Here is a 10,656-nt window from a genome sequence, read left to right as displayed (position 1 = left end):
CCGCACCGCACCCGAGCTCCCCTCACCCGACGCCACTCTGCCCAGCGCGGCCAAGCCCCCGGTCGCCGGAACTCCGGTGCGGGGCACTGCCGTTGGGCGGGGCCCTTCAGGATCCTCAGGTACGGCGGCGGTCCGCGGGTACACCCATCTCGGCGAAGAGCGCCTCGGCCGCCGCCCGGTGCGTCGCGGCCTCCTCCGCGCCGCCGAGGGCATCGGCCATGCCCGCGAGGGCGTAGGCCTCCTCGATGCGGTAGCTGATGGCCGACGCGAGCTGGTACGCGTGGATGTGCAGGGCGAGCGCGCTCTCCGTGTCCCCCTGCCGGTACCGGAGGCGGCCCACCGTGTTCTCCACCTTGGCCCGGCGCAGCGGCGACACGTTCGACTCGACGAGTTCGAGGGCGTGCGCGACGAGATCGGGGGTGCGTACGGGCCGGCCGAGCCGCTCGTCGACGTCGGCGGACAGGGCCAGGGTCAGCGCCACGTCCCCCGGATCCCCGGCGTCGTCGAACAGTTCGCGCGCCTGCCGCAGACAACGGTCCGCCTCGTCGTACGCACGCAGCCCGACGTGCGCGAGGGCCAGGTCGGTGAGCGTGGCGGTCTGGTGCTTTCGCTGGCCGAGCCGCTCCCGCAGTTCGACGGCCCGCTCGGCCGCCGTCCTGGCCTCCTCGGGCCGGCCCCACTGCTCGTAGAGCGTGCTGAGGATGGTGAGGTTGTCGGCCTCCGAGCGGGCGACGCCCAGTTCCCGTTCGAGTCCGGTCGCCTTCTCCAGGTGGACCAGGGCCTCGGGGAAGCGGCCGAGCAGGCTGTTGAACTGGCCGAGGGTGCTCTCGCTGTGCGCCACCGTGTGCTGGTCGCCGAGCCGGTCGGCGACGTCACGTCCCTCCTTGGCCACCTCGATCCCCTCGGCGAAGCGGCCGAGCTTCCAGCAGGCGACGCCCAGGTTGGACAGGCTCACCCCGAGCAGCCCCAGATCGCCGACCCGGCGCGCGGCGGCCACCGCGATACGCCCGAGGTCACCGAACTCCTCCAGTTGTCCATGCGCGTTGAGCTGGAAGACGAGGTTGCGGACCAGGCAGACCACATACCGGTCGTGCCCGCGCCGTTCGGCCAGGGCGACGGCCGAGACCAGCGCCGTCTGTTCGCGGCTGAACCACTCCTGCGCCCGGTCCACGTCCCCGAGGTCCGGCAGCTCGGCGGCGGACCTCGGGATGCCGGTGTGACGTTTCTTCCGGCCGGGGTAGAGGACCTCGCACGCCGTGTCGGTGGCTGTCAGGTAGTAGCCGAGCAGCCGCTCCACCGCCACCGTGTCCTCGCCGTCGGCCGACTCGCCGAGCAGGCTCTGCGCGAAGCTGCGGACCAGGTCGTGGAAGGCGTAGAGGCCGATGTCGGGCTGCTGAACGAGATGGACGTCGAGCAGTGTCTCCAGGACGTCTTCCGAGTCCCAGATGTCCGTGCCGAGCAGCGCTCCGGCCGCGTGCACGTTGATGTCCCCGCCCGGATGCAGCGCCAGGATCCGGAACGCGGTGCGGCACTTGTCGTCCAGGGCCTGGTACGACAGACGGAGGGTGGCGGAGACGCTCCGGGCGCCCGCGCTGAGCTCGTCGAGTCTTCGGGTCTCGTCCCGCAACCGTTCGGCCAGGTACTGCAGGGTCCAGCGCGGACGGTTGCGCAGCCGGGCCGTGGCGATACGCAGGGCGAGCGGCAGGTGCCCGCACAACTGGGCCAGTTCCGCGGCGGCTTCGGGTTCGGCGGCGACGCGCTCGGCCCCGAGCGTCTCGGCCATCAGGGTCGTGCTCTCCCCGGCCGACATCGTCCCGACGGAGATCCACTCCGCGCCGTCGAGGTCCATCAGGCGGGCCCGGCTGGTGACCAGGACGACGCAGCCGGAGGAGGCGGGCAGCAGCGGGCCGATACCGGCCGCGTCGGCCGCGTTGTCGAGGAGGATGAGCAGTCGTTTCCCGACGAGCGTGGCGCGCCACAGGGCGGTGCGGCCCAGCACGTCGTCGGGTATGCGGTCTCCCGGTATGCCCAGAGCCCGCAGCAGGCTGTCCAGTGCGGTGCCGGCGGGCACCGGCCGGTCGCCGGGAGTGTATCCGCGCAGGTCGATGTGGAGCTGGCCGTCCGGGTACTCCGGGGCGAGGAGGTAGGCGGCGCGCACCGCGAGGGAGGTTTTGCCGCTGCCGCCCATGCCGTCGAGGGCCACGAGCCGCGGGCCCTGCTCGCCCTTCTGCGTGGCACAGCGCAGCAGTTCGGCCAGTTCGGCCTCGCGGCCGGTGAAGTCCGCGAGGTCGTTGGGCAGCGTGCAGGGCGGCTCGGCCGGGAGCGGGACGGGAGCCGGCGCGAGGGCGGCGGGCTCGGGACCGGCCAGCTCGGGGCTCTCCCGCAGGATGCCCTCGTAGAGCTTGGTCAGTCGCGGACCGGGGTCGACGCCGAGCTCCTCGACGAGCAGCTCGCGGACCTTGCCGTACTCCTCCAGGGCCTCGGCCTGCCGTCCGGAGCGGTACAGGGCGACCATCAGCTGGCCGTGCAGGGTCTCCCGCAGCGGGTGCTGGGCGGTCAACTCGCGTAGATCGGGGATGACCTCGGCGGACTCGCCGAGGGTCAGCCGCAGCTCAAGGAGCTGTTCCCAGGCGGCCAGCCGGCGTTCCTCGATGGTGGTGGCCGCGGCCTCGATCACCGGGCCGCCGCTGCCGGAGAGCAGCGGGCCGCGCCATAACGCCAGAGCGGCGCGCAGCACCTCGACCGCCCCGGCCGGTCGGCTTTCGGCCACGGCCGCTTTCGCGGTGCGCACCAGCATTCCGAATTCGGAGAGGTCGTTCTGGGACTCGTCGATCACGATGCGATAGCCGGGCCCCTCGGTGAGCAGCACCTCGGCGCCGCCCGGGATCCGTCGTCGCAGGTCGGCGACCGCCTTACGGACCTGATGGGACGCCGTGGCCGGTGGGTCCTCGTCCCAGGCCGCCTCGACCAGACGGGTGACCGGGAGAACCTTTCCGGGCTCCAACAGCAAAGTGGCCAGAACTCGTTCCTGAATGATTCCGCCCAGTCTCAGCCGGGCACCCTCGGACCACCCTTCTATAGGGCCGAGAATGTTGAACCGAAGCCGTTCCCCTGTTGGCGTCGTCACCGACAGCCTCCCCCTCGTTGCCGCTTCCCCTTGCAGCTCGCTCCCGCTCGCAGAAGATCGTAACCGCATGCGGAACGCTGCGGTACTGGGCCGGGAAGCATTCGGGAAGAGCGGCGCGCACTCTGTTCCCCGTCGGCAGGCCACGAACACGGCCGGCAAGTTCCGCAAGGTGTGCACACCGGGGAAATTCCGGCCGGACGCAGTAGTTCCGGACTCCTGGTCGACTCGGGTCGCTTACCTGCACGTGACCAAGATGTGGGGACAAAGGGGACATTGATGAATTCCGAGTCGACATCCGGCCTCGATGTGCTGCTGCAGAATGCGCGGCGGCGGGCGGGCCTCACTCAGGAACAGCTCGCCGGGCTTTCCACGGTGAGCGTGCGTGCCATCCGGGACCTGGAGCAGGGGCGCGTACGGAATCCTCGCAGGGAGACGCTCAAATTGCTGGCGAATGCCCTGCGGATGAGCAGTGCCCGCCGTGCCGAGCTCGAATTGGCCGCCGACGCCCATGCGGCGGGGCGGGTGCTGCAGTTCCTGTACAGCGCGGAACTGGCCGCGCCGCCCCCGCCGTTGCGCCCCCTGATCGGCCGCCGCGGCGAACTGGAGGCGCTGACCGGCCGGCTGGACAACCGGCACGACCGGCTGCTGACCCTGGTGGGGCTGCCCGGAGTGGGCAAGTCCCGGCTGGCCCAGGAGGCCGCGCTGGTGCTGCACGCCCGGGACCGGATGCCGGTGCTGTGGGTTCCCATGGACCGCCCCACCGGCACCGGCCCGGAGCAGGGTCCGCGGACCCCCCTGAACGAGTGGGTCCGTGAGCTGGTCCGTGACGGCGACCGTTACGAGGAACTGACCTCCGTCATCGGCGCCAAGCCGACCCTGATCGTGCTGGACGGCCTCGACGACTCGGCGGCCGCCGTGCCCACCCTGCTGGGTCTGCTGCGAGCCTGCGAGCAGCTGAAGATCATCGTGACCACCCGGCGGGTGAGCCGGCCCCCGGCCGGCCGGCTGCTGCCGCTGGCTCCGCTGCCGGTACCGGTCCCGTCCGCCGACGGGTCCGCCCTGCCGGGTGACTCCCTGGTCGCGGGCGGCCCCGCCGTCGAGCTGATGCTGTCGTACGTCAGCCACATGCGCCCCGATCTGCTGCCCACCGACGCCGTCACCACCACCGTCGCCCACATCTGCCACCGGATGGACGGCCTGCCGCAGGCGCTGGAGGCGGCGGCCTCCTGGCTGCTGCTCTACTCGCCGGACCAACTCCTCGACGTAGCCCGCTCGACCCCGCTGCTCCTCGTCGACGACGTCACCCCCAACGCCGGGGACTCCGGCGGCACGCTGAGCGAGCGGCTGCACGCCGTACTGGCCGAACTGGACGCCCGTACGGCCCACTTCCTCGGCACGCTGGCCGGCCTGCCCGAACCGTGGACGGTGGACGCCGCCGCGCGCGCGAGCGGCACGCCCCTGGCCGAGGTCGCCCGGGACGTGCACGGCCTGCTGCTGCGCGGTCTGATCCGCCAACTGCCCACCGAGCCGGGCGGGCCCGTCGGCTTCACCGTGCTCAACCTGGTCCGCGAGCTCCTGCGCACCGGACGGCCGACCACCGCGGACCTGGTCGGCGCGGCCGACTGAACCTGCCCCCCCAGGACCTGCCCGAACCCGCTGATCCCTCTCGTACGAAAGGCACTTCACCCATGCGTAACCTGATCTCCCTGGCCGACCTGACGCCCGCCGAACTCGACCGGATCGTCAAGCGGGCCGTGTTCTTCGGCCGGGCCGGTGTCGACCGCAGGTCGCTCGACGGCAAGCAGGTCGGCGTCTACTTCCGCAAGTCCTCGACCCGTACCCGTACGTCGTTCTGGAGCGGGGCGACCCGGCTGGGCGCCGACGTCATCACCTTCGGCCCGGACGAGCTGCAACTGTCCACCGGCGAGACCGTGGAGGACACCTCCCGGGTGCTCGGGCAGTACCTGGACGCGCTGGTGGTGCGCACCAACGGGGAGGTCGAGGAGATACGGCGGCTCGGCAGCAGCCCTGACCTGGCCGTCGTCAACGCGCTGAGCCTGGACGAGCACCCCACCCAGGCGATCGCCGACCTGGCCACGCTCACCGAGCACTTCGGCTCGCTGGACGGGCTGCACCTGCTCGCCGTCGGCGAGGGCAACAGTTCCGGAGCGGCCCTCGCGCTGGCCGCCGCGCTCACCCCTGGTCTGCGGCTGACCCTGCTGTGCCCGAGCGGCTACGAGGTGCCGAAGGACAAGCTGGACCTCGCCGACGAACTCGCCGGCGGCAAGGCCCCGGTGACGCAGGTCGTGTCGCTCGACGAGGTCGAGGGCCCGGTCGACGCGGTGTACACCAGCCGCTGGCAGACGATGGGCGTGCCCAAGGCGAACCCCGACTGGCTGAAGGACTTCGAGGGCTTCCAGATCAATGCGGAGTTCCTCGCCCGCTTCGGCGGCCCGGACACCGTGTTCCTGCACGACCTTCCCGCCGTACGCGGGCAGGAGGTCACGGACGAGGTGCTGGACGGGCCGAGCAGCGTCGCCTGGCGGCAGGCGTTCCACAAGATGACGGCGGCGATGGCGGTCCTGGAGTGGTGCGTGACCACCGCCGCGGACTGAAAGCGCGCGAAAGGCCGGGCGGGCTGGATGATTCCAGCCCGCCCGGCCTTTCGCTTTCGTCTTCAGCTCGCCAGCGCCGCGACGACGGAACGCGGGCGCATATCCGTCCAGTTGGCCTCGATGAATTCCATGGCCTCCTGCTTGGAGACCTCGTTCTTGACGAGTTCCCAGCCGGCCGGCTGCTCGATGCGAGCGGGCCAGAGAGAGTGCTGGCCCTCGTCGTTGACGAGAACGACGTAACGGCCATCGGAGTCCTCGAACGGATTCGTTGCCATGGTGTTCCACCTCTGCGAAGTCGGGTTGGAAGTCGGGGTGTGGGGAAAACGCTAGATCCGCACGGCCTGCGTGCCGGGCAGCGGGCCAGGCAGTTGGGCGGCAACCACCGGGCTCCGGTGGGCGCGCGTGAGGGCGATCCCGGTGGCCACGGTCGCCGCGCGCACCGAGGCGAGGGCCTCGCGCAGCAGCTCCGCACGTTCCGACGGGACCTCCGCAAGGCGCGGCCGGCTCGCCCGTACGAGGTTCAACGCCGCTTCCAGTACGGCGACTTGGGCCTCTCCGAGGGCCTCGCTCCGGTCGATGTCCTCGCGTGCCCGGTCCAGTACGTCCTCCAGCGCGTCCGCCATGTCCTCACTCCTTACTCGGTCACTCGGGTGTGTCGTGCACTCCAGTGTCCGGACCCGGAGCGCACCCCGGCGGCAGGTGGTCGCCAACTGCTGCCCGGCTGCCTGTCGGTTGCCGCCGGGGACGCCGGAAACGGCGGCGGCGCGAATCTACGCTGATGTCCGAAATGAAGTTCCGGAACCACCGGAGCCCCTTTCTCTCCACCGCTCTTTCTCCCCTGTCACCCCATGATGTGGACGAAGCGAACAATGAAGCCTGTGGAATGGGCGGATCGCCCTCGATCCGGGCCGCTGGACGTCGTCGTTACCGGGCTGCCGTCCGATGCGCACACCTGGAATCTCGTATTCATCCAGTTGCTGCTCGAAGACCTCGGGCACAAGGTCGTCAACCTGGGGCCGTGTATTCCCCAGGACGAAATCGTGGAGTCCTGCTGCAAGTTCCAGCCCGACCTGCTGGTGGTCAGCAGTGTCAACGGGCACGGCTTCAACGACGCCGGGCCGCTCATCGAGGCGGTCAGGTCCCGCTGGGAGCTTGCGGACCTGCCGGCCGTCATCGGCGGCAAGCTCGGCGTCGGCGGCCGTCAGGAGGAGCAGGCCGGCGAGCTCATGCGGGCCGGCTTCGACGCCGTGTTCCAGGACGGGGCCGGCTTCACCGCCTTCGAGTCCTTCGTCGGCACCCTGCCCGCGCGCAAGGCGGTGGCACGATGAGCGCACTCGACCGACACCCGCTGTCCTTCGGCCGCTTCGTCGCCGAGGCGCAGGCCCGCGGGGCGCTCGTGGTGCAGCCGCGGATGGGGTTCTCGGACCCGGCGCTGATGCGCTCGGGCCTGCTGGCCACCAAGGGCGCGGCGGACGCGGTCGTCGGCACCGTCACCATCGACAGCTACACGCGGGTGGGCGACGAGCCCTCGGCGGTGCGGGCGCTGCGCGAGCGGGTCCCGCTCAACGGGTTCCCGATCACTTCCTACAGCCCGCACACCGCGGCCTGGGTGCTGGACGGCGTCCGCGACGCCGGCTTCCCGGTGCAGGTGCGGCACGGCTCGGCGAGCCCGCAGCGCATCGTCGCCGCTCTGGCCCCGCTCGGTCTGGACGCCACCGAGGGCGGACCGGTGTCGTACTGCCTGCCGTACGGGCGCACGCCGCTGCTCGACTCGGTGCGCAACTGGCAGGAGAGCTGTGAGGCACTGGCCGCTCTGCGGGCGAGTGGCGCGGAGCCGCACCTGGAGACGTTCGGCGGCTGCATGCTCGGCCAGCTGTGCCCGCCGGGACTGCTCGTGGCGATCAGCGCCCTGGAGGCGCTGTTCTTCCACCGGGCGGGCCTGCGCAGCATCTCGCTCAGCTACGCCCAGCAGACCCACCCCGGACAGGACCGCGAGGCGGTGCACGCGCTGCGCCGGCTGGCCGGCGAACTGCTGCCGGACACCGACTGGCACATCGTCCTCTACACCTACATGGGCCTGTACCCGCGCAGCCGGCGCGGCGCCCTGGACCTCCTCGAACGCTCCGCCGAGCTGGCCGTCGAGACGGGCGCGGCCCGGCTGATCGTGAAGACGACGGCCGAGTCGCACCGCATCCCGACGGTCGCGGAGAACGTCGAGGCGCTGCGCACCGCCTCGCGGGCGGCGGCCCTGCACCGCGCGGCCCCCGCTCCGCGCGCCGGTTCGGCCGACAACGCCGTCTACGCCGAGGCCCGCGCCCTCGTGGACGCCGTACTCGAACTGGACGCGGATCTCGGCCAGGCGCTGCTGAAGGCGTTCGCCCGCGGTCTGCTCGACGTCCCCTACTGCCTGCACCCCGACAACGCGGGCCGCACCAGGAGCCGGATCGACCGTTCGGGCCGGCTCGTCTGGTCGGAGATCGGGTCGATGCCCATCGGTCATGTCCCGCGGCGCGGCCGCCGGCTCACCGCGGCGGGCCTGTACGACGCGCTGTCGTTCGTGCAGCGCCGCCACGACAGCGCCGCGAACAAGCCTTCGAACAGGCCTCGCCCCGCACCCTCGTCCGCCCCTCGGTCCCCCCAGGAGGTAGCACCATGAACAGCACGCTCGCGTTCCCGTCCTCGCCCGACCAGCACCTGATGCGCGAGAGCACGCGCGCCACGCTGCGGGTGCAGTCCCGCATGCTGGCCGCGACCCGCGCGTTCCTGACCGGCCGCGGCTTCCAGGAGCTGCTGCCGCCGGTCATCGGACCGGTGACCGATCCGGGCATCCGGGGCTCCAAGCAGGTCGACGTCGACTTCTACGGCCACAAGTACAAGCTGATGACCAGCGCGATCCTGTACAAGCAGGCCTCGCTGCTCGCCTTCGACAAGATCTTCTACATCGCGCCGAACGTCCGTCTGGAGCCCCTGGAGACGGCCGTCACGCACCGCCATCTCGCCGAGTTCCACCAGATCGACGTGGAGATACGCGACGCCCGGCGCGAGGACGCGATGGAGCTCGCCGAGCAGCTGGTGGGTTACGTCGTGGCCGAGGTGGTCCGTGAACTCCCGGGCGAACTGGAGCTGTTGGGGCGGGACGCGGACGCCTTCCGCGAGGTGGTGCAGGGCGCGTTCGGCCGCATGACGCACAAGGACGCCACCGCCGACCTGGTGGCGCTCGGCCACCCCCAGGACCCCGGCGCCGAGATCGACTGGCAGGGGGAGGAGATCATCTCCGCGAAGAGCAGCCGGCCCTTCTTCGTCGTCGACTACCCGAAGGGCTCGCGCGGCTTCTACGACCGTGAGGACCCCCAGCAGCCCGGCGTGCTGCGGAACTTCGACCTGATCGCCCCCGAGGGCTACGGCGAGCTGGCCAGCGGCAGCGAGCGCGAGCACGACTACGCGGCCCTGGTCACACGGATGCGGGAGACCGGCGAGAATCCCGCCAAGTACGGCTGGTACCTGGACCTCGCCCGGCGCGGCATCCCCGCCAGCTCCGGCTTCGGCATCGGCCTGGAGCGCCTCACCCGCTACGTCACCGGCCGCACCGCCGCCTGGGAGGCCAGCGCCTACCCGAAGCTGCCGGGAGTAGTGTCGGCATGAGCACCGTACTGAGCGCCACCGGCTTCCCCGAGGAACAGGTGCGGCACCGGGCCCGGTACGGCGCGGCCGCCGCGTTTCCCGCCCTGGACGGTTACGGCAGCGGCCTGCTGGGCGCGGTGCCGGCCGGGCAGGACGCGTACGACCTTCTGGAGCGGGCCCGGATCGTGCCGCCGGTGTTCATGCCGCAACGGCTGAAGAAACTGATCGAGCTGGCCCGCGAGCCGCTGTACACGGACGTCGAACTGGACGCCGTGGTCGGCGGGTTCGCCTCCCGGCTGCCGCTGTACGTCTCGGCGTTCGGCTCCACCCAGGTCGCCAGCCGCGACCTCGGCGAGGCGGCCGGCCGGCAGGCGGGACGGCTGGGCATCCCGATGGTCATCGGCGAGAACGTCGTCCCGGTCAACGGCTACCGTGCCGCGTCCGAGGCCGAGGTCTCCCCGCTGCTCGGCCGGATCGCCGCCTACACGGAGGCCGCCGCCACAGGTGGCAACGAGGAGTACGGCGGGGTCGTGGTACAGCAGTCCACCGAGGACGCGGACGCCGAGGTGTGGAACCTGGTCTACAGCGACCCGGTGTCCGAACCCCTGCTGGCCTCCGGCCGGCTGGCCTTCGAGCTGAAGGTCGGGCAGGGCGCCAAGCCGGGCCTGGGCGGGCTGACCGTCCTGGGCCGTGAGGCCGCCGGGCGGGTCGCCGAACAGTACGCCACCGACGAGGTGTTCGGCACGGGCGGCGACCGGGTGCTGCGGATCAGCAGCCCCGGCACGTTCACCGAGGAGATCCTGCGCCAGCAGATCCGGCTGATGCGCAACAACTTCCCGCGCGTGAAGGTGTGGGTGAAGCTCCACCCCGGCCGGGACGTGGCGCTCGCGGCGGCCACCGCCTGGGCGGCCGGCGCGGACTCCGTCACGGTCGACGGCGCGGAGGGCGGCACGGCCTGGGCGCCCACCGGGTTCCTCGGCCAGGTCGGGCTCCCGCTCGGCGACTGCCTGATCCGGATCGGCCGCACCGGCAACTGCCTGCTGGTCAGCGGGCGGATGTGGGAGGGCACCCGGGCCGTGAAGGCACTGGCGCTCGGTGCCCACGCGGTCGGACTCGGCCGGGCCGCGCTCCTCGCGGTCGACGAGGACGCCGGGGACGGGCTCGTCCGCCTCGTCGAGAGCATCGCCCTGGAACTGCGGCTGCTGATCAGCGCGCTCGGCAAGTACCGGGTGGACGCACTGGACGCGAGGGACGTCCTGCTTCCTCCCGGCTGAACACCCCTGATTCTTCTAC

At 71.6% G+C, this 10,656-nt stretch carries 9 protein-coding genes; 6 read left to right on the top strand and 3 right to left on the bottom strand.

Annotated features, from left to right (window positions below; genetic code table 11):
- Positions 1-115 precede the first annotated feature (115 nt).
- Entirely contained in the window at positions 116-3,127 is a 3,012-nt protein-coding gene (locus ABZX90_RS42125; protein WP_355213536.1) for a BTAD domain-containing putative transcriptional regulator, read from the bottom strand.
- A gap of 276 nt (positions 3,128-3,403) precedes the next feature.
- On the opposite strand from ABZX90_RS42125, the gene ABZX90_RS42120 reads away from it, so the two are divergent.
- Positions 3,404-4,753, top strand: coding sequence for a helix-turn-helix domain-containing protein (locus ABZX90_RS42120; RefSeq protein ID WP_355213535.1), 1,350 nt, complete (start codon positions 3,404-3,406; stop codon positions 4,751-4,753).
- 62 nt (positions 4,754-4,815) lie between these two features.
- Positions 4,816-5,742, top strand: a complete 927-nt coding sequence (locus ABZX90_RS42115; RefSeq protein WP_355213534.1) for an ornithine carbamoyltransferase — start codon at positions 4,816-4,818, stop codon at positions 5,740-5,742.
- Between the two features lie 62 nt (positions 5,743-5,804).
- Here ABZX90_RS42115 and ABZX90_RS42110 read toward each other — a convergent pair whose 3' ends face one another.
- Both ABZX90_RS42110 and ABZX90_RS42105 read right to left on the bottom strand, forming a co-directional pair.
- Complete coding sequence (locus tag ABZX90_RS42110) at positions 5,805-6,017, bottom strand: MbtH family protein (RefSeq protein ID WP_351133809.1); 213 nt, start codon at positions 6,015-6,017, stop codon at positions 5,805-5,807.
- A 51-nt stretch (positions 6,018-6,068) separates the two neighbouring features.
- Positions 6,069-6,365 (bottom strand): hypothetical protein, encoded by a 297-nt coding sequence (locus ABZX90_RS42105; protein WP_355213533.1) that lies wholly within the window; start codon positions 6,363-6,365, stop codon positions 6,069-6,071.
- A gap of 255 nt (positions 6,366-6,620) precedes the next feature.
- Between ABZX90_RS42105 and ABZX90_RS42100 the strand changes: the two genes are divergently transcribed.
- From ABZX90_RS42100 to ABZX90_RS42085, 4 genes are read left to right on the top strand one after another with little or no spacing between them, the layout of a single operon-like run.
- On the top strand, positions 6,621-7,070 hold the full coding sequence (locus tag ABZX90_RS42100) for a cobalamin-dependent protein (RefSeq protein ID WP_351133813.1): 450 nt from the start codon (positions 6,621-6,623) through the stop codon (positions 7,068-7,070).
- Positions 7,067-8,398 carry a methylaspartate mutase gene (locus ABZX90_RS42095; protein WP_355213532.1) on the top strand — a complete coding sequence of 444 codons (1,332 nt, stop codon included), beginning with the start codon at positions 7,067-7,069 and terminating at the stop codon, positions 8,396-8,398. Before ABZX90_RS42100 ends, ABZX90_RS42095 begins: the two co-directional genes overlap by 4 nt.
- Positions 8,395-9,384 carry an asparagine synthetase A gene (locus ABZX90_RS42090; protein WP_351133817.1) on the top strand — a complete coding sequence of 330 codons (990 nt, stop codon included), beginning with the start codon at positions 8,395-8,397 and terminating at the stop codon, positions 9,382-9,384. The genes ABZX90_RS42095 and ABZX90_RS42090 overlap by 4 nt, the downstream gene beginning before the upstream one ends.
- On the top strand, positions 9,381-10,637 hold the full coding sequence (locus ABZX90_RS42085) for a glutamate synthase-related protein (RefSeq protein ID WP_351133819.1): 1,257 nt from the start codon (positions 9,381-9,383) through the stop codon (positions 10,635-10,637). The genes ABZX90_RS42090 and ABZX90_RS42085 overlap by 4 nt, the downstream gene beginning before the upstream one ends.
- Positions 10,638-10,656: the final 19 nt, after the last annotated feature.

It is taken from the genome of Streptomyces sp. NPDC002935, assembly GCF_040611295.1.
Lineage (GTDB): Bacteria > Actinomycetota > Actinomycetes > Streptomycetales > Streptomycetaceae > Streptomyces.
Note: the sequence above shows the minus strand (reverse complement) of the source record. Positions and strands in the feature narration are given on the sequence as shown.

Bases quoted from the DNA above. Each gene is read 5' to 3' on its own strand.
- ABZX90_RS42120 (WP_355213535.1), top strand. From the start codon at position 3,404: ATGAATTCCGAGTCGACATCCGGCCTCGATGTGCTGCTGCAGAATGCG.
- ABZX90_RS42115 (WP_355213534.1), top strand. From the start codon at position 4,816: ATGCGTAACCTGATCTCCCTGGCCGACCTGACGCCCGCCGAACTCGAC.
- ABZX90_RS42110 (WP_351133809.1), bottom strand. From the start codon at position 6,017: ATGGCAACGAATCCGTTCGAGGACTCCGATGGCCGTTACGTCGTTCTC.
- ABZX90_RS42105 (WP_355213533.1), bottom strand. From the start codon at position 6,365: ATGGCGGACGCGCTGGAGGACGTACTGGACCGGGCACGCGAGGACATC.
- ABZX90_RS42095 (WP_355213532.1), top strand. From the start codon at position 7,067: ATGAGCGCACTCGACCGACACCCGCTGTCCTTCGGCCGCTTCGTCGCC.
- ABZX90_RS42090 (WP_351133817.1), top strand. From the start codon at position 8,395: ATGAACAGCACGCTCGCGTTCCCGTCCTCGCCCGACCAGCACCTGATG.
- ABZX90_RS42085 (WP_351133819.1), top strand. From the start codon at position 9,381: ATGAGCACCGTACTGAGCGCCACCGGCTTCCCCGAGGAACAGGTGCGG.